Annotated in this window: 19 protein-coding genes; 6 read left to right on the top strand and 13 right to left on the bottom strand. The window is 44.6% G+C overall.

The genetic code is table 11. The annotated features are described in order from the left end of the window. Positions 1-38 precede the first annotated feature (38 nt). From PY04_RS05310 to PY04_RS05285, 6 genes are read left to right on the top strand one after another with little or no spacing between them, the layout of a single operon-like run. Positions 39-1,058 carry an ABC transporter permease gene (locus PY04_RS05310; protein WP_014734122.1) on the top strand — a complete coding sequence of 340 codons (1,020 nt, stop codon included), beginning with the start codon at positions 39-41 and terminating at the stop codon, positions 1,056-1,058. Between the two features lie 4 nt (positions 1,059-1,062). Next, complete coding sequence (locus tag PY04_RS05305; RefSeq protein WP_048056026.1) at positions 1,063-1,917, top strand: ABC transporter permease; 855 nt, start codon at positions 1,063-1,065, stop codon at positions 1,915-1,917. Continuing rightward, entirely contained in the window at positions 1,918-2,892 is a 975-nt protein-coding gene (locus PY04_RS05300) for an ABC transporter ATP-binding protein (RefSeq protein ID WP_048056025.1), read from the top strand. After that, positions 2,885-3,874 carry an ABC transporter ATP-binding protein gene (locus PY04_RS05295; protein ID WP_014734119.1) on the top strand — a complete coding sequence of 330 codons (990 nt, stop codon included), beginning with the start codon at positions 2,885-2,887 and terminating at the stop codon, positions 3,872-3,874. Before PY04_RS05300 ends, PY04_RS05295 begins: the two co-directional genes overlap by 8 nt. A 4-nt stretch (positions 3,875-3,878) precedes the next feature. After that, complete coding sequence (locus PY04_RS05290; RefSeq protein ID WP_014734118.1) at positions 3,879-4,766, top strand: glycoside hydrolase family 130 protein; 888 nt, start codon at positions 3,879-3,881, stop codon at positions 4,764-4,766. A 39-nt stretch (positions 4,767-4,805) separates the two neighbouring features. Next, positions 4,806-5,432, top strand: coding sequence for a ZPR1 zinc finger domain-containing protein (locus PY04_RS05285; RefSeq protein ID WP_014734117.1), 627 nt, complete (start codon positions 4,806-4,808; stop codon positions 5,430-5,432). On the opposite strand, the gene PY04_RS05280 is transcribed toward PY04_RS05285, so the two are convergent. From PY04_RS05280 to PY04_RS05220, 13 genes are all read right to left on the bottom strand, one after another. Continuing rightward, on the bottom strand, positions 5,401-6,561 hold the full coding sequence (locus tag PY04_RS05280; RefSeq protein WP_014734116.1) for a class I SAM-dependent methyltransferase: 1,161 nt from the start codon (positions 6,559-6,561) through the stop codon (positions 5,401-5,403). The genes PY04_RS05285 and PY04_RS05280 overlap by 32 nt on opposite strands. Next, on the bottom strand, positions 6,554-7,819 hold the full coding sequence (locus PY04_RS05275) for a bifunctional L-myo-inositol-1-phosphate cytidylyltransferase/CDP-L-myo-inositol myo-inositolphosphotransferase (protein ID WP_048056023.1): 1,266 nt from the start codon (positions 7,817-7,819) through the stop codon (positions 6,554-6,556). Before PY04_RS05275 ends, PY04_RS05280 begins: the two co-directional genes overlap by 8 nt. A 57-nt stretch (positions 7,820-7,876) precedes the next feature. Further along, positions 7,877-9,109 (bottom strand): phosphoglycerate kinase, encoded by a 1,233-nt coding sequence (locus PY04_RS05270; RefSeq protein ID WP_048056022.1) that lies wholly within the window; start codon positions 9,107-9,109, stop codon positions 7,877-7,879. A 94-nt stretch (positions 9,110-9,203) separates the two neighbouring features. Then, positions 9,204-10,211 (bottom strand): aspartate-semialdehyde dehydrogenase, encoded by a 1,008-nt coding sequence (gene asd / locus PY04_RS05265; protein WP_014734113.1) that lies wholly within the window; start codon positions 10,209-10,211, stop codon positions 9,204-9,206. Beyond that, positions 10,208-11,392, bottom strand: coding sequence for a threonine synthase (thrC, locus tag PY04_RS05260; protein WP_014734112.1), 1,185 nt, complete (start codon positions 11,390-11,392; stop codon positions 10,208-10,210). Before thrC ends, asd begins: the two co-directional genes overlap by 4 nt. Next, on the bottom strand, positions 11,383-12,261 hold the full coding sequence (locus tag PY04_RS05255) for a homoserine kinase (protein WP_014734111.1): 879 nt from the start codon (positions 12,259-12,261) through the stop codon (positions 11,383-11,385). The genes thrC and PY04_RS05255 overlap by 10 nt, the downstream gene beginning before the upstream one ends. Beyond that, a complete protein-coding gene (locus PY04_RS05250; RefSeq protein WP_014734110.1) occupies positions 12,212-13,288 on the bottom strand; it encodes an aspartate kinase in 1,077 nt (358 codons plus the stop codon). Before PY04_RS05250 ends, PY04_RS05255 begins: the two co-directional genes overlap by 50 nt. A 10-nt stretch (positions 13,289-13,298) precedes the next feature. After that, a complete protein-coding gene (locus PY04_RS05245) occupies positions 13,299-14,426 on the bottom strand; it encodes an aspartate kinase (protein WP_014734109.1) in 1,128 nt (375 codons plus the stop codon). 156 nt (positions 14,427-14,582) lie between these two features. Further along, a complete protein-coding gene (locus PY04_RS05240) occupies positions 14,583-15,659 on the bottom strand; it encodes a Xaa-Pro peptidase family protein (RefSeq protein WP_014734108.1) in 1,077 nt (358 codons plus the stop codon). A gap of 1 nt (position 15,660) precedes the next feature. Then, positions 15,661-16,992, bottom strand: coding sequence for a DUF438 domain-containing protein (locus PY04_RS05235; protein ID WP_014734107.1), 1,332 nt, complete (start codon positions 16,990-16,992; stop codon positions 15,661-15,663). Between the two features lie 147 nt (positions 16,993-17,139). Beyond that, positions 17,140-18,321: an RNA-guided endonuclease TnpB family protein gene (locus PY04_RS05230; protein WP_014734106.1), complete on the bottom strand. Its 1,182-nt coding sequence runs from the start codon at positions 18,319-18,321 to the stop codon at positions 17,140-17,142. Then, positions 18,302-18,910, bottom strand: coding sequence for an IS607 family transposase (locus tag PY04_RS05225; RefSeq protein WP_014734105.1), 609 nt, complete (start codon positions 18,908-18,910; stop codon positions 18,302-18,304). Before PY04_RS05225 ends, PY04_RS05230 begins: the two co-directional genes overlap by 20 nt. 57 nt (positions 18,911-18,967) lie before the next feature. Next, positions 18,968-19,378 (bottom strand): DUF6884 domain-containing protein, encoded by a 411-nt coding sequence (locus tag PY04_RS05220; protein ID WP_052306420.1) that lies wholly within the window; start codon positions 19,376-19,378, stop codon positions 18,968-18,970. Positions 19,379-19,398: the final 20 nt, after the last annotated feature.

Raw genomic sequence — 19,398 nt, 5'->3', positions numbered from 1 at the left:
TCTCTTCTTTTACTAAATTTTTATTTGGAGGGGATTAAATGAGCAGGGGGCTAGGGCGATACATCCTTATTAGGGCTTTAATGATCATCCCAACGATTCTAATCTTGTATACGGTGGTGTTCATATTCCTGAGAATACTTCCCGGTAACCCCATACTTGCCGTTGTTGGGACAAAGAGCATCTCAGAGGAGCAACTCCAGCACCTAATGCATATGGCCGGCCTTGATAAGCCGTATCACGTTCAGTACTTTGACTACCTCTGGAAGATACTTCATGGAGATTTCGGTGTCACGCTAGCCTTTCCTATGGGGAAGCCTGTATGGGATTACCTGAAACAGAGGTTCCCAGCGACGTTAGAATTGACGATTTGGGGCTTTACGATAAGCGTTTTACTAGGCCTGCTAACGGGTGTTCTAGGTGCAACGAAGAAAGGTACCAAAATAGATACAGGCATGAGACTCTACAGCATAATAGCGTACACCCTCTTCATCCCCTGGTTTGGAATGATGCTACAGTACATATTTGGTGTCAAGTTGCATCTCCTACCAACATCGGGCAGATTAGATCCAGGAGTTCATCTCGATACAATTACTGGCCTTTACGTTCTGGACAGCATACTAACGGGCAACTGGCCAGCATTGGTTAGCGCGGTTAGGCATCTAATATTGCCTTCATTAACCTTGGGAATAGTGCTGAGTGGAGCATACACGAGGCTTGTTAGGAACAATATGGTTGATGTACTAAGTCAAGACTTCATAAGAGCTTATCATGCCAGGGGAGTTCCCCCTAGAAAGGTAACTTGGTACGCCCTAAAGAATGCTTTTATCCCTGTCGTGACGCTTATGGGCCTCCAGTTTGCAATACTCCTAGGAGGTGCCGTTCTTACTGAAACAACGTTCAGCTGGCCTGGAATGGGAACGTTCATTGTGGATAGAATAGACTACAGAGACTATAACGCAATTCAAGGGGCAGTAATATTCTTTGCGTTCTTCGTTGGCCTGATAAGCCTGATAGTTGATGTAATCTATGCAATCCTCGATCCAAGGGTTAAATACTGAGGTGATGGAAGTGGAGATAATAAGGCCATTGGCAAAGTTCATCTTTGAAAAGAAACCTGGGAGAGGGATGCTGCTTTTTGGGCTTACAATAATAGCTATCGTTGTTTTAATGGCTATTTTCGCTCCAATAATCTCCCCATACGACCCAACCAAGAGCACAGAGGATACGCTGGCTCCCCCAAGCTGGAAGCACCCCATGGGGACAAACAGACTGGGTCAAGATATGTTCTCAAGAATAGTGTGGGGTTCCAGGATAGTCCTTTCCGTGGTTTTTATGGCAACATTGATCTCAATGAGTATTGGAATTCCCCTCGGCTTAATCTCAGGCTATTATGGAGGAAAAGTTGACAGGGCACTAAGCATCGTAATGGACAGTATATATGCCTTTCCAGCATTAATACTTGCGATAGTCATAGCAGTTGTTCTGGGGCCGAGCCCAGTAAACACTGCAATAGCAATAAGCTTCGTTTACGTTCCAACTTACTTTAGAATGGTCAGGGGGCAGACGCTGAGCCTTAAAAATCAGCTTTTTGTTGAAGCCGCACATGCCATAGGAGCAAAAGATAGGGAGATAATGCTAAAATATATTTTGCCAAACCTAGGACCTACAATCTTGGTAGTTTTTACCCTGAGTGTCGCTGATGCAATCTTAACGGAGGCAGGCTTAAGTTTCCTTGGTCTTTCAGTTACTCCCCCAACCCCTGACTGGGGCTACGATCTCAGGGTTGGACAACCCTTCCTGCTGGATGGTAAATGGTGGCTGGTGTTCTTCCCAGGAATGATGATAATGCTCCTAGCCATGGCATTTGCCCTAATCGGAGAAGCCCTTAATGAAAGGATATCCCTGGGGGTGAGATGATTGCTCCTAAAAGTTAACAACCTCTCAATTCATTACTTCACACTTTCAGGTGTTGTTAGGGCTGTGGAAGGGGTAACCTTCTCCATAGATAGGAAAGAGTGGGTAACTTTCGTTGGTGAGAGTGGAAGTGGAAAATCAACCGTTGCCAGCGCCATAATGAGACTTGTCCCACCCCCAGGGAAGATAATCGGGGGAGAAATAATATTCGAAGGCAAAGATATTCTAAAGCTACCCGAAGAGGAGCTCAGGCAAATAAGGGGAAAAGAAATAAGTATGGTCTTTCAGGATCCGATGACAAGCTTAGATCCACTGAGAAAAATAGGAGACCAGCTTGTTGAAGTTATGACAGTTCATGGGGTCGATGAGGACGAGGCAAAAAGAAGGGCAAAGGAGTTGCTTGAAAAGGTGAACATCCCTCCAGACAGGTTTGACTACTATCCCCACCAGCTGAGCGGGGGGCAGAGGCAGAGGGTTAGCATTGCAATGGCCATGGCGTTTAACCCCAAGCTCCTAATAGCAGATGAACCCACAACAGCCCTAGATGTTATAGTTCAAGATTCTATTATGGATCTTATCCAATCACTTAAAGACGAAGGGACAAGTATTTTGTTCGTGACCCATGATATTTCCCTTGCGGCCGAGAGGAGTGATAAGATAGCTGTCATGTATGCTGGAAAGCTGGTTGAATTTGGAAGTGTAGAGCAGATAGTGGAGAATCCCCTTCACCCATACACACAAGCCCTACTTAACAGCGTTCCTGATCTTTGGAGCAAAAAGGAAATCAAAGCAATTCCAGGGTATCCACCAGATCTCAGGAATCCGCCTTCTGGATGTAGGTTCCATCCAAGGTGCCATGTATTTGCTGAAAGGAGTGATCTCAAAGGAATCTGCGACACTCAAGAGCCAACGATGATAGAGTACGAGAAGGGTCATTTCGTGGCCTGCCACCTCTACGGAGGTGCTAAGAATGAGTGAGCCTCTTCTCAAAGTTGAAAACCTAAAGAAGTACTTTCCGATAAAGAGGGGGATTATAGAGACAATAAAAAGAGCCCCTATCAGGTACGTTAAGGCCGTTGATGGGATAAGCTTTGAAATAGACAGAGGTGAGGTTCTGGCCCTAATCGGAGAAAGTGGATGTGGAAAAACAACCGCTGGAAGGACGATACTAAGACTCATAGAGCCAACAGATGGGAGAATAATATTTGACGGCGTTGACATAACAAAGCTCTCAAGGGAAGAATTGAGGCCTTACAGGAGAAGGATGCAGATAATATTCCAAGATCCATACGCCAGTTTGAGTCCGAGGATGAAAATAGGGGATGCAATAGCCCATCCCTTAATAATCCACGGGTTGGCAGATAAAGAAGAGGCCAAAGAGCAGGCCTTAAAGATGCTTAGAAGAGTAGGGCTGACTCCGGAAGAGGAATTCTACGACCGTTACCCCCATCACCTGAGCGGAGGTCAAAGGCAGAGAGTTGTCATAGCAAGAGCCATGATATTAAAGCCTGAATTCGTCGTCGCTGATGAGGCAGTTTCAATGATAGACGTATCTATGAGAGCAGCAATTCTTGATCTACTTGAGAGCTTCAGGAAGGAGTACAATTTAAGCCAATTGTTCATAACCCATGATATCGCAGTAGGGAGGCTGATAGCAGATAGAATAGCCGTCATGTACTTGGGTAAAATAGTTGAAATAGGGCCTACAGAAGAGGTCTTGAAAAATCCAGCCCACCCATACACAATGGCTCTCATCCAAGCGGTTCCTTCAATAGCCAGAAAGAGAAAGGAAAAGAAAATCGAGATAACTGGAGAAGTCCCAAATGCCGCTAACCCACCGAGTGGATGTAGGTTCCACCCAAGGTGCCCCTTTGCCACTGACGAATGCAAAAGCAAAGAACCAAAGCTCATTGAGGTTTCTCACAATCATTTCGTTGCCTGTCACCATCCTTTAAGGTGATATCATGAGAAAATTTCCTTTTCCAATTTTATTACCATCCTCAAAAGGTTTTGACTCGAAAAACACTTACAATCCAGGAGTAATATACCACAGAGGAAAATTCGTCATGCTTTATAGGGCTGAAGGAGATGACAACGTAACAGGGAGAATAGGGCTTGCAATCAGTGAGGATGGCATAACTTTCTTAAAACACCCAGAACCTGTGCTTGAGCCAGAATACAGCTGGGAGAGGAGGGGAGTTGAGGATCCAAGGATTGTAAGGATTGGAAAAAAGTTCATCATGACATACACTGGATATGACGGGAGGAGGGCAAGGCTCTGTTTAGCCACTTCAAAAAATTTAGTAAGCTGGAAAAAGCATGGGCCAATTTTTGATGAATTTCCTCAAACCAAAGGATGGACAAAAAGTGGGGCAATACTGGACAAGAAGGTTAACGGGAGATACATAATGTACTTTGGAGACTCTAACATTTGGATCGCATATTCAAAGGACGGGATAACGTGGGAATTTGAAGATGAACCCGTTCTTGGGCCGAGAAAAGGAATGTTCGACGAGAGATTAGTCGAACCTGGCCCCCCACCAATTCTCTTAGATGACAAGATAATCCTCCTATATAATTCGGCGGACAACTCAAAAGTCTACAGGGTAGGAATAGCAGTGTTCTCAAAAGATAATCCAAGAAAATTAATCGCCCGAACCGAAAATCCCATTTTGTGGCCAGAGTATTCTTGGGAGCGTTATGGGCATGTTAATAATGTTGTCTTTTTGGAATCAATCGTGGTGCTAAAAGACAGAATCCTTCTATACTATGGAGCCGCAGACAAGTACGTTGGTATGGCTATTTGGCCCTCGAATATCGAGAAGATGATCTCAGTTTTTATAGGCCCATAATATTATAAACCGATTCCCCAAGTCTGAGTTGGTGAGAGGATGGAGGAAGAGCTAAAACCCGAGAGAATTCAGGAGTTTAAGGTAGGAGACTGTCCCATATGTGGAGGCAAGGGAACTCTTAAGGTAATCCAGTTCATCCACAAAATCCCCTACTTTGGTGAGGTCATGGAATCGACACTAATCTGCGAGAGATGTGGCTACAAGAGTGCGGATATAATGATACTTGAAGAGAGGGAGCCAAGACTCTATGAAGTTAAGGTTGAGGAAGAGAAGGACCTATTCACCAGGGTAGTTAGGAGTAAGAGTGGAACAATAGAGCTTGAAGAGCTTGGAATAAAAATAGAGCCGGGACCAGCTGCAGAGGGGTTTGTGAGCAACATAGAGGGAGTTCTAGAGAGGGCTAAAGATGTTCTTCTAATGGCAAGAGACTTCAAAGAGCAAGAAAACGACGAAGAGGCTGTCAAGAGAATTGACGAACTTTTGAACTATATAGAGGAAGTTAAAGAAGGAAAGAAACCGCTAACAGTTAGGATAATGGATCCCTTCGGAAATAGTGCATTAATCGGAGACAAAGTTAAGAGCAGAAGGCTAACAAAGGAAGAAATTAAAAAGCTAAGCACCGGCCCTTACATTATCATTGAACCAGAGGAATCTCCTCAGCAATGACGGCAAGATCTCCAACCTTAAACACAAAAGCCCTCTTTTCTCCCTTAAGATTTGCCTCTATTTTCCTTCTAATCTTCCAGTATTCATTTTCTGAAACGCTCATTCTCAAAGTTGCTCTGCCATAGCCTTCCTTTCTTAAGAAATCGTTTATCCTTACTGGGTGGAAGGGCATTGTTGCAACAACAACGTAAGCTCTCTTGAAGTACTCGCTTTTAATCTCATCCATGCTTGTTGCTAAAACTCTCCTTTTTTCCCTTAAAAGAAGTTTAAGTTCTCCTCCAACCTTATGGAAGAGCTCATTTATCAAATCGGCGTAATCAATTCCCTGCGGAATTTCATAGAGGTATCTTTCAGGAGTAGCTGTTTCCTGGACTATATTTTCTAGACTAGGATCGCTCTCCAGTCTTGCACCCTTCGGAAGTATAACGGCACTCCTTTCAGCTTTAGCCAGAGGTTCCGTGTAAAAGGTCAACCTGTTAACGTGTCCAAAAAGATCAATGTATTCGAATTCTCCTTTCCAAGGTACCTTCTCCCTCCTTATTTGGGGAGGCAGGTCAAATATGAACGCGTCGGTTTTCTCTTTATAGGCCTCATACACCTTTAATGGACTTGGAAGCAAATCTTCAAGATTTCTTTCTGGAACTTCGGGCGGTCTTGCCGGATCTGAAAATATTACATCTGCATCAATTTTTTCAATTATCTCAGGACTAAGTGAGTCCCCAATAATGAACTCCACGTTAACTCCATACTTCTCAGCATTCCTCTTTGCAAACTCTATTTTAATCGGGTCTATATCCACACCCACTGCCCTGATTCCATATTTAGCGAAGAATATTAACTGTATCCCTACCCCACAGGAAACGTCAGCTACGCTCTTCACACCCTGATCCTTTAGCCTCCTTCCTCGGTAGTCAGCAACGACCTCGTGCGTCGCATACCTCAACCCCTCGAGATCAAACCATAAGTCATCTCTCGAAAATTTATCTTTAGCCCTTATTCTAGCCTTTGCAACCTCTAATACTAGTTTAAACTCTTCTTCCGGCAATTTTAAGGCCTTTCTAATTCTCTTTTCATCATACCCCTTCCTAATCATATCTTCAGCCAACTTAACATGATCCTCCTTAATCATTTACACCCCTCCTCACTAGGAATACTGTTATTGCAACTCTCAACGTGCTCCAGATTGCCAGTAGGGCGAAGAGAGGTTTTACCCATCCCAAAAGGGTGAATATCATTGTTACAAATATTCTCTCATCCCTCTTCCCCGGAACCTTCCTCAGTGCTGGGATAGCCTTGTATGCATCGGCGCAATATGCTCCCTTAAACCTTTCAGTAGAGTAGCTAACCATTGCAGATGAGAATATTGCAAGGGCTGCTATGGCCCACCACAGAGGTTCCCTTAACGTCACGTATGCCAAAGTTAACAGAAACGTAAAGTCGACGTACCTGTCAAGTATCGAATCAAAATACCCTCCAAATCTGCTTGTTTGCATTCTCGCCCTTGCTATCTCTCCATCAACACCATCCAGGATAGAGCTTATTTGATATAAAATCCCAGCGAGAGGAACGCTGAAAAAGTTTACCAGTCCAGAGAATATTCCAAACAGGAATGTTATTATTGTAAGTTGGTTTGGTGTGAAGTGCTCCACTAAAAGGACAGAAATTCGGGTAGAGATTTTCCTGTTTACATGCCTGCTTATAAAGCCGTCTCCCACTCCCTTCACAGAGGAATATACTATTATCTTCCTAGCAAGCTTAACTTCTTCGGGGGTATCAACGTCCATCCAGTAGAGGCCATCGACAAAGGTAACTTTTACTCTGGCCTCCTTAATAACATCCCTAAGCTCAATAACTTCTCTTTCCTTAGATAACTTCTCAGTTATCGAGAAAATTGAGTCGTCTAGAACAAAGAATCCAGTATCAATGGCATCCCAGGATTTAAGTTCCTTTCCTATGTCCTCAACCCTACCGTCCTTCACCTTTACCTTTGTTGCTTCCTCAACGTCCACAACCTTGGGCCTTCTATCAGCTATTAGCCCCTCCCCCTTGAGAGCCAGCTCATAGAACCTTTCCTCATAAACATGGTCACTCATCACGAGGACGAATTTTCCAGTTACGTGTCCCTTCGCTACGTGCAGTGAGTACCCATTGCCTCTCTCTGGACTTGGGTTAACTATCACTTTTGCATTGAATCCATGCTTTTTTACAAAATCCTCATAGAGATCTCTGTACTTTTCGTTCGTCACTATTATGAACTCGTTTATTCCAAACTTCTGAAGATTCTTCATCGTTCTATAAATCAGCTCTCTCCCAGCAACCCTGATTAAACCTTTTGGCTTTTCTCCCATTCTGGTACCGTATCCCGCAGCCAGTATTACGCCCTTCACTCCTTCACCCCTTAAGTTGATTAAAAAGAGGTGATTAAAAGTTTTAGTGTTAAATTGTTAGGAAAATTGTGAGGAGAACTTATCATAGCTTATCTTAAAGGCCTCAAGGACGGGTAGCTTTTCTCCGGCAAAGAACGTTAACATTGCCCCTCCTCCAGTAGAGATGTGGCTAATCCCCTCAATCCCGTACTTGTGAATGCTTGCAATTGAATGCCCCCCTCCAACAACACTAAATGCTGGACTCTCCGCTATTGCCTTAAATACTCCAACAGTACCCACTGCAAACTCCTCTCTCTCAAAGACCCCCATTGGACCATTTGCAACTATAACCTTGGCATTCATTAGAACCTCTCTATATTTCTGAACCGTTCTTGAGCCTATGTCAAGAATTTGATACTCATCAAACAGCCTTCTCTCATCGCTTAAGAGATCAACTTCAAGCCTTTCCCCTTTGTAGTCAATTGCAAAGTCAACGGGCGTTCTCACGTATGGATAAAACTCATCAAGTATTTTTTCGGCCCAATCCACGTACTTCAGGATTCCTTTCCTTTCTAGGAATTCTACGTTTTTCCTACCTAAATCAAATCCCTTGGCTAAGACAAAAATGTTTGCTACAAGTCCTCCAGTAAGAATCATATCAGCCTTTCCCTTTTTAAGAACGTTCTCGGCGACCCTAAGAGAATCATCAACCTTCGCCCCTCCAAGAACATAAATCCTCGGTCTCTCTTTGCTATAGTAGGCCCTTGTTAGCGAATCTATTTCCCTCTCCATTAGAAAGCCCATTATCATAGGCTTAACTCTAGCAAAGCCAACCAAAGAGGGCTGAGATCTGTGAGCAGCTGCAAATGCATCATTCACAACCAAGTCAATTACTTGGGAAAGCTTCTTCACAAAGAAGGTCTTTTCGCACTCTTCTATAGGCTTGTTCTTAACTTCTTCCGCTGAGAACCTAAGGTTTTCAAGTATTGCAACTTCTCCTGGCTTCATGCTCTTAATCTTCTCCCTCGCATACTTTCCGAAGATGTCTTCTATGTACTCCACATGCATATCCAATAGCTCAGATAGAACCCTCGCGTGTTCTTCAGTTGTGGCGTAATCTTCACTGTACGGTTTTCCTTGGTGAGTTCCTATCACAACCTTCGCTCCATGCTCGAGGAGATACTTTATTGTCGGAAGGACAGCCCTAAACCTAGCATCGCTGATTATCTTACCTTCTTTCATTGGAGAATTCAGATCAGCACGAAGAAAAACTGTTTTATTTGAGTAGTCAAATTGCTCCAGCCGAAACATTTCACCACCATAAAATAGTTGGAAGGGGGTTTAAGAAAGTATTCCTCTTAAAGTTAATGAAGAACCAAGAAGAGAAGCAGAGAAGAACAAGAAGCTACAGGTAGCCTAGCTTATATGCTAGCTCAGCGTTCAGAACTGACCCTCCAGCAGCTCCTCTAACAAGATTGTGACCAAGAACAACGTACTTAATGCCACCATTTATCTCCTCCAACCTTCCCACCGTCACTGTCAGACCCCTTCCCCTATCCCTGTGAAGCCTTGGCTGTGGAACCTCAGAGTAAACTATTGGCTTAGCATAGGAGGGCAGACTTAATTCCTTAAGGGGGTCAAAGCTCTCAAAAGCCTCTCTTATTTCCTCAACACTTCCTCTTTCTAATTCTACAAAGACTGCCTCTGTGTGTCCGTGTATAACAGGAACTCTCGTCGCTATTGCCGATATATCAAACGTGGCCGGCTCTATTTTATCCCCACTTATCCTGCCAAGTATCTTTCTGCTCTCGTTTTCTATCTTCCATTCTTCCCCGCTTATAAAGGGGATGACGTTGTCATGGATTGCAAATGCTGAAAGTCCAGAGAAGCCGGCACCGCTTATGGCCTGCATAGTTGCCACTCTTACCTTTCTTATTCCAAACTCCCTTATTGCAGCTAGAGAAACCGTTAATATCGCCGTCGAGCAGTTAGGGTTCGTAACTATAAAGCCCTTCCATCCCCTATTTCTCTGTTGAATCTTAATTATCTCCAAGTGCTCTTTGTTAACCTCTGGCACGAGAATTGGAACGTCTTCATCATATCTATGAGCCCTGGCATTTGTGAATACAGGGATTTCCTCGGCGAGCTTCTCCTCAACTTCCCTTGAGATGGAGGCAGGAAGAGCATTGAATACCATGTCGACATTGGGATTCTCTAGGAACTCGTTTAGGCTAACGACGACAAAGTCTCTGAACTCCTCTGGCGAATCCTCAACTAGTTCCCCATACTTTTTTCCAGCCGATCTCTCTGATGCAACGAGCTCTTCAACTTTAAACCATGGATGGCCAGCAAGAAGTTTCACAAACGTTCTTCCAACAAGTCCTGTTGCCCCCAGAACTGCAACCTTCTTCATTTCATAACCCTCCTAAATGCCTCTAAGGTTGGCTCTATCGGTTCAGGAAGCCTAAAGTTGTCGATAACTATATTCGGGTCTTTTAGTCCGTGACCTGTAGTTATGAGAACGTAGCTCTCATCTTTCTCTATTTCTCCATTCTTAAGGAGCTTAATTAAGCCAGCCAGAGATGCTGCAGAAGCTGGCTCGACAAAGAGTCCCTCTCTTGAAGCCAAAAGTCTCTGAGCCTCTAAAATTTCCTTATCGCTTACACTCTCAAAGGTTCCTCCCGACTCTTCAACAGCCTTCCACGCCTTTGGCCAATTTGCTGGATTTCCTATTCTTATAGCAGTGGCAACAGTTTCTGGCCTTTCTTCTGGTCTGAACTCTCTCTTCTCCTTCCATGCTTTCGCTAAAGGAGAAGCCCCTTCTGCCTGGATACCTATCATCCTGGGCAACTTGTCGATTACTCCAGCCTCGTAAAGCTCCTTGAAGCCCTTCCATATTGCTGAAATGTTTCCAGCGTTTCCTACTGGGAGGACAACGTTGTCGGGAACCTCCTGAAGCTGGTCATAAATTTCATATGCTATAGTCTTCTGTCCTTCGAGTCTGAAGGGGTTTATAGAGTTCAACATGTAAACCCCAAGCTTTGAGCTGGCCTCAACAACTATTCTGAGAGCATCGTCAAAGTTACCCTTGACGGGAACTACCTGGGCTCCGTATATTATTGCCTGTGCAAGTTTTCCGAGGGCTATCTTCCCACTCGGTACAAGAACATATGCTTTTATTCCAGCCTTTGCCGCGTATGCAGCCAGGGATGCAGAGGTATTCCCTGTTGACGCACATATAACTTTATCCATTCCAAGCTCCAATGCCTTTGAAACCCCGACAGTCATTCCTCTATCTTTAAAGGAACCAGTTGGATTTGCCCCTTCATTTTTTGCATAGAGCTCCCTGATCCCCAAATCCTTTCCGAGGTTTTCAAGCTTGTAGAGAGGTGTTCCCCCCTCATTCAAGGTTACCCTTTTCTTAACGGGGAGCCAGCTCTCATACTTCCACAAGGTTACATTTTTGCCGTCAAATATGTTAGTATCAACTTTGTCCAAGTCTATTACAACCTCTAGCAATCCTCCGCACTCGCACCTGTACCTTACCTCATCCTCGGGGTATTCCCTACCACACCTAATGCATCTCAAAACCATTTTGCACCCCGTCCCGTTTTTGTTACCCAATACTCAGACTTTATCCCAAGTTCCTCAAAGGCTTCTCCCATTGCCTTGGCTATCTCTCTTGGGTTCTCTCCAACTGCAAACATCGCTGGTCCTGAACCAGATACTGTTACCCCATAGGCCCCAGCATTAAGGGCTGCTTCCCTCACCCTCTCAAACCACGGCATTAGGGCTTTTCTGTAAGGAAGGGCAATGTGATCATCGAGCAACCTGCCAACCGTTTCCAGGTCTCCCTCTTTGAGTGCCAGAACAAGGCTTGATGCCATTGCTATGTTTCTTACGGCATCCCTTATCGGTATCTTTTTGGGAAGAACTTTCCGTGCTTCGCTTGTTGGAACCTCAACTTCAGGAAGCACCATGGCAACCTTTATGCTAATATCAATTCCATGAACCCTAAGCGGATCCAGAGATTCTATTATCGTGAAACCTCCATAGTAAGAAGGTATGACATTGTCCCCATGTGGACTTCCTGATGCTTTTTTCTCACCCTCTAAGGCCGCCTTGATTATTAAAGCGTCATCTTCAATTCCCAGAATTCTAGCCGCTACCACGGCACCTCCAAGTGAGGAAGCCCCAGAGCTTCCAAGACCACTTCTAGGTCTTATGCCTTTTTTCAGCTTTATTCGTACTCCACCCTCTACTCCAGCTAGCTTGAATAGTGCCTTTGCAGCAACAAGGGCTACATTATTATCATCAGCCGGAACGCTGTATCCAATGACTTCAATGCTAAAATCATCACTTTCCTTGGCTATTATTTCATCCCCCGGCCTTTCTATTGCCATTCCAAAAACATCAAACCCTGGCCCAAAGTTCGCTATCGTCGCTGGAGCGTACACCTTCATTGTCAATCACCATCCTATGAACTTCTCTAAGGACATAAACAAACTCCTCCCTTGGAACTCTAATCTTTATGTAATTTGGCCCCTCTTCTACCGGTTTATACGGGATCTCTGGGGCTTTTCTGGAGACAACAGAGATTTCAGCTTCGTCTCCAAGAACCCTATGAACGACTATCGGCATCTCACTGCTGTCCTCAAATACAAGGGTTCCAAATCTCCAGTCCTTTGTCTTCCCGAGAATCACGGGCATCCTCCCTTCTACTGGGTCAATTGCCCTCCAGTGAAGAGCCTTCATTCCAAGCTTGGCGGCGGTGCTTGCTTCCTCATACGATAGATAGGGAATAAGCTTAGCCTCTGGGACAAGTCTGGGGTCTGCCGTGTATATTCCTTCCACATCGCTCATTATAACAACCGCCCTAGCGTTGAGTAGTGATGCAAGAGAAGTTGCAGAGTAGTCACTCCCTCCCCTTCCAAAAGTCGCCCTCAGGCCGTTGAGATCCCCATAGTATCCAGTTACAACTGGAATGATGCCTTTTCTAAGCAACTTAATCAGAACCGGAATCCTTCTCATGCTTCTTTCAAAGTCAACCTCAGCATTTCCAAAGTTTCCCTTGGCAACTAAGACATCCTTGGAGTCCACCGCCCTTGCCTCGACTCCTATAAGCCTGAGCCCCTCTGCAAATATCTCGGCCGAAATTCTCTCTCCGAAAGTTGCAACTGCATCAACGTACGACTCGCGGGAAGGGAACAGTCTTTTAGCGTTTACCGTCTTCTCGAGCTCTTGGAATAAGTGGTCTATACTGACTCCCGTCTCCTGAAGAATCTGCTCATGTATCTCCAAAACTTCGAGAAGCGCTTTCTCGTCCCCATCTGCCAATCTTATTAATGCATCTGTAACTCCCTTCAGTGCCGAAACAACGACAACTACTGGTCTCCCTTCAGAAATGTGCCTTACAAGGCTAAGTGCCTCTTCAAAGGCGTATCTTACTGAGCTTCCTCCAAACTTAATAACGAAGGGTTTGTACACCACCGATCGTAGTTCACCCCAAAGGCTCAACCTCTCCCTCCTCATAATAAATTTTTCTGGAGATAGTTTGTTCTGTCGACATTTTTTCGATGATGTTCGTAGAGTTATGTCCAATTTCTTCATCTTTGTAGAGTACATGTTGAAATAATGACATGACAGGTGGAAATAGCTTCTTATGGAGTTCCCTGATTATTCTAACTGCATCCTCTTGGGGAACATCGTAGAGAGTCCAGAACTCCCCTTCATCAATAACCGGATAAGGCAGCCTCTCGGGAGTGTTGATCAGTAAAAGTCCATCTCCATATGTCATCAGCGGCATTTTACTACTCTTTTCTCCCAAAACAGTTGCCATTCTCCAGTTTCTTGTTCTTCCAAACAAAACTGGAAGCCTCTCCCTCTTTGCAAGTTCAGCGGCTTTCCACTGAATTGCCTTCATCCCATGTCTTGAGGCCAAGATTACCTCATCATAGGAGATGTATGGAATCAGTCTCGCATTGGGAACAAGCTTTGGGTCGGCAGTATAAATTCCTTCGACATCGCTCATTATCAAAACGAGCTTTGCCTTCGATAGCACTCCGGCAGCCACTGCGGAATAATCGCTTCCTCCCCGTCCTAAAGTTATTCTGAGTCCATTCTTCCCAGCTATAAAGCCGGGAATAACGGGGATATAGCCCTCTCCAATGACATCAAATATTTTTCTAAAGTTCTTTCTGCTACCTTCAATATCTATAAAAGCATCTCCAAATTCTCCTTCTCCCCTGAAAACTTCCCATGCCGGAACGAAAACACCATTTACGGCAGCTGCAAATAGAACTGCCGAGAGAACTTCTCCAATTCCAAGTATGTAATCCTGGAAAGCATTCCCACGCAACTCGGGAAGATGGAAGAGCTCATCTAGATAGGGCTTTAGGAAGGAGGGATCAATTCCATGGAGTCTCGCAAAGTGAACGTACTCGGCGGCAATATTAACGGCAATCCTGGGATCAAGAGTTTCTGAGTACTTAATTAGCTTGTCGGTAATTCCTTTAAGGGCGGAAACTACGACAATAACATCTTCTTCATCGAAAATGTTGAGCGTGAGATCTACAGCTTCCCTGAACTCACTCCTAATAGAGCTCCCACCAAACTTGATGACGATCATCTCGCCTCACCTCATTTTAGCTGGAGAATTATTCACTCCGAGTTTTATATAAATTTCGACATAATTTTTTGTTCTAAAAATTACTTGCAAGAATAAAACTTTGCAAAGTAATTGAAAATTGAGGAAAAAATGAATAAAATATAGACAAACAAAGGGTTATGTAACTCTCTCCAGCCCGTCCTTCTTTACTATGTACGTGTTTTCATGCTTTATTGCCCCTTCAGGGAGCATTAGAGGTGCGTGAATTATGCTGAGAACCATGTTCTCCACGACCTTTTGGGCCCTTGTCTGGACTATTATAGTTGGCATGGGGAGCTCTTCTATAAGCAATCCAACACCGTGTGTGTATCCAGTTATATACTCATTCTCGAACCCCTTTTCCTTGAAAAATTGGGCCAGCCTCTTTTCAACAGAATTCAAAGGAACACCGACTCTAGTCTCTTCTATTGCAATTTTGTAGGCCTCTTCCTTAACCTTAATAGCCTCAAAAACTCTCCTCCCAGGATTTCCAATGATGAAAGTCCTTGCCATGTTAGCATAGTAGTGGTTGTAATCCGCCCCTATAACCACCGTCACAACAGAGTTCTCCTTAACCTTTAAATCCCGAAACGGTTCAGCATGGGCCCTTGGAGTAGTGGACACGTAAACCTTTGGATCCTCACTGCCTTCTCTCATAAGTTCTCTCATGATCTCTGCCGCTACTTCAAGCTCACTAACCCCCGGTCTTATACTCTCTTCTGCAACTTCCATACCTTTTACCGCTATCCTTCCAGCTTTTCTTATGTTCTCCAGCTCCCACTCATCCTTTACCATCCTGAGACTCATGGTAACATCTAGTATATCCACGATATCTATGGTTGGGTTGAGCCTCTGAAATATCTTGAGAAAGGCTAGATAAGCATCCCTCTCGAAACCGAACTCCAGTCCGACTCTTTCCATCCCGTTGCCGTGAATCCACGTAACAACGCCTGCCATTAGGTCTTCGACCCTTTGATACTCCCTCACATCCTCAATCCAGCTTCTCCTTCGGAATTCCTCTGCCTCATTTTTGGCAACAAAAACTACTGGATCACCATCAGCCGGAATGAGAAGGCTTGGCCTAAGCCACTTAGTTCCAGTGAAGTAGATGAAGCTTGAGAGCGTTCTTATTACCGCTCCGTCTATGTCCCTCTTTCTAAGCTCCTCCTGGAACCTTTCGACCCTTCTCCTGAATATTTCCTCTTTGCCTCTCATTTTAATCCCTCCAATCTAACAGTCTCTTCTCTCCTTCAAGTTCCTTATACCTCTTAACGTCCATAGTCACCTCAAGGGTTCCCAGGTATTCACCATTTTCGTCCCTAACTGGTAGGTATAGGATGTAGACAAGCTTATCTCCCATCCTTATCCAGAACTCGGCCTTATCCTTTTTGCCCTCTTTGAAGGCTTTGAGAATTTTATTGACTATATGAACGCTCTTCGGTGGATGGCACAGCTGAACTGGCCTACCGAGTATGTTAAGTGGCCTGGCAAATATCCTTTCTCCAGGAGAGAAGAACCTTACCCTATCATCCCTATCTACAAAGGTTATATCAACCGGAAGCGTTCTGAAGATGGCCTTAAGCTCTTCAACACTCAAATAACCTGTCCCCAATTCTATATCTCCTTCCCTCTTTATGCTTCCCGCTTCGTCCGGAGTGAGACCATACTTTTCAATAGCCTTCTGAACATCCCTTGGTAGAGATAGAATTTTCTCGGCTGAGAGGGTAGTATCAATCTCCCACGGGAAGACTGGCTCAATATCAGGGTCCCAATCTGGGGGATCAATCTTATAATACCCAAACTCTCCCTCCTGAAGCTTGACAGCCTTCCACTCTCCTTCTCCTAAGAGTGCCTCAACGGTTGGATACAAAATGTTGTCCTCCCTAAAAACCATGTCTGCCAGAGCTCTTGAGACTTCAGAAGCACTTTTAGTTAGCCTTTGGACGAATTCGTTCCATGGGAGAGAGCCTCTCATCTTAAAAAGCTCCCATAGCCGCCTTATCATGAACCTTATCTCGTCGTGCTTAGTCCAGAGTACGGTAGCTACCGCCCTAAGGCCGAGCCTCTCTATATAAGGGAATATCAACATTTCTTCTCTGCTGTAGTGTGTTGGCCCGACTCTCCTTAAATCAGATATTATACCTCCAAGGACATCAAGTATCTGCAATCTAGCTGTTTCATCTTTAGTCTTTGCGAGAGTCTGGGCATAGAGGTTTAGCATTTCGGAATCTTTCATAATTTCCTTGTTTTCTAGATAAAGAGTTTTTAGGGGATGACCATCTGGGAGATAATCAAACTTACCAGAACCTGCTACACTCTCTCTGAAGACCTCAACGTGAAGGTCGCACATCTTGGCTATATCTTTAACAGAAACTCCTTCCCTTACAAGTTCCTGCTCAATTAAAGGTATCTCCAGTGGGGATATTGAGGCCAAAACTTCTTTGAATTCTTCCTTAAGCTCCTCCACGCTCTTTCCTTCATGCAACTCGAGCAGTAAGTTTTTCAGCTTTTCCTTCTTTTCATCAAAATTTTTTAGGAACTCACTCATTCTTTTTCCCTCATGACACGTGTCATATTGAACATATTTAAACCTTTTGGAGCATATCTGAGTAAGAGAAGAGGGGAAATCAACCCCTAACAAGGGGAGTGTCCGACTCTATTGCCTCTTTTAAAAGCTTCATCATTACCGTTCTGCCTACCCGTTAGTTGTGTGTGGAGCGTTAATCTCGTAACGGGTAGGCTTCCACCCTCCCATCTTCATCGGGTGGCTTTCGGGGGGAACGGTTACTCCCCACATCTTCAGGGCTTTCAGGCGAATATTCCAACTCCCAACCACATCCCTATCAGCCTCAAACCCACAGTTCGAACACTTCAAAACCCTGTGCCCATTCGGGCTTAACTTCCCCCCACATACCGGGCACAGGGATGAAGTGTAAGCGGGATTCACGAAAACGACCTTAACACCCCTTAGTTTGGCCTTGTATTCGATCATGCTCTGAAGCTTCCTGAAGCTCCACCTGTGCAGGCGACCATTCATCTCGGCAGAATACCTTATCGACTCCCTGATTTCCGTCAAATCCTCCAAGGCAATCCCACCGTATTTTTCAGCCAGCTCAACGATTTTGTTCGCCAACTTGTGGTGAAGGTCGTTAACCCTGTTCCTCTCCCTCTCACCGTATTTTTCAAGGAGTTCCTCTCTCCTTCTCCCGGCCCTAATCTTCCTCTGAACCCTCCTTCTCTTTAAGTAGTAGGCAGTCCTAATTTCTCTCTCGTGGGTAATGATTTGCACGAACTCACCGTTTGGAAGGCTTAAGGTAACGTTGTTCTCGTTCAAGTCCACGCCGACGAAGGCTTTAGGCTCACCAACTTCAACCTCTTTCGAAAAGACTACATTGACGAAGACCCCCTTGGGCGTTTTGATGAGCCAAGCCTGCCCAATCCTCCAGCCCTTGAACTTCTCGTGGTATTTAGCTGGATAAAACTCTAAGATAATTCTCCCACTTGGCGTTGAGAGTTTGATTACCCTTTTCTCAAGGTCGAGCTTGAATAGGTGATCGTCCAGCATTATGACTTCCTTCTTAAAAACGGGCTTGCCTCTAGCTTTTCCTTTCCTTTTCCTCTTCCTGTAGCTCTTGTAAATTGATGTAGCCATTTGACAGGCCGTGTAGAGGTAATGGCTTGGAAGGCTTGAATACTCCTTCCGAAGGTTTTTGTAAGTCTCTTTTTTCAGCCTGTAAAAGCTGGTTACGTTGTTCTCAAAGGCGTAAGTTATGAGGTAATTCACAATCTTATGGTAAGTGGAGAAGAGGTCGTCTAATTCTCTTGGAGGGTTTTTGAGCTTGAATTTTGCTGTCAGTTTAATCGTCTCTGAGGGCATTCTTTACCGCCTCTACAAGGCGTTTTTTCTTGTGAGAACGCATCCCGTAGAGTTTTCCAGCGAAGGAAGTTACGATGGCTAATAAGTCCTCAACGAGTTCTTTCTCTGGAGTTTTCTCTTCATCATCAAAGATGACTTCGATTTCAACGCCGTGAGAGTTGAAGTATTGTTCGAGGTATTTGAAGCCAAAGCGGGTGAGCCTGTCCTTGTAAGTTACCACGACTTTCCCGACTTCTCCGCTCTCCACAAGTTTGAAGAGTTGTTTTAAGCCCCGTCTGTTCTCGTTCAGGCCGGAGGAAATGTCTGTGATGATTTTCACGACCTGATAACCCTTGGCGGTGCAGTAGTTTTTGAGGTATTCGATCTGCCTCTCTAAGTCCTCTTTCTGGTCTCGGCTTGAGACTCTTGCGTAAATGACGACTTTATCAAGGGTTTTGCCCTCAAGGAGCCTTTTGATTTCGCTTTCGGGGATGCGGTATTCTCTCCCGACCCGGTAGGCTTTAATCTCACCGGATTTGATTTTTCTGAGGAGGGTTGGTTTGCTGATGCCCAAGCGTTGTGATGCCTCTCCTGTCCGATAGAGCCTCACGCCAAGCCCCACCAAAACAAGATAAGAAGCGAAAATACTTAAACTTTACGCTTTTAACTACCTATGAAACAGCCCTATGCCACCTTTCCTAAGGAGAGGGCAAACAACTTTTTCCTTCCCAAACACTTTGTAAGCCCAATTACAGTAGCATTTTCCAGCAAGCACTATGACTCTCTCAAAGTCAATGAGTCTTATCCCGTTAATCTTCTTCATATAGGCTTGATCTCTAAGCTTTTCAATCGTTATCTTGGGATTAACACCGCATCTCGCATCGTGGTTCTCAATTTTCTCATGTGGTAGTAGAAAGCCGTACTTGGCTGAAAGTATGACATAACTTCCAGGATGAAATTTTTCGCAGTATTGAATAGTTTTCTTGGCAAGGGGTCCAACGTAGGCCCTCCTCGCCTCAACGAATCTTGGCACTAACTTATCGACATCCCATATTTTCCTGGCACCACATGTTGCCACACAGAGGCACTTAATAAATT

It is taken from the genome of Pyrococcus sp. ST04, assembly GCF_000263735.1.
Lineage (GTDB): Archaea > Methanobacteriota_B > Thermococci > Thermococcales > Thermococcaceae > Pyrococcus.
This window is presented reverse-complemented; position numbering and strand designations above follow the sequence as displayed.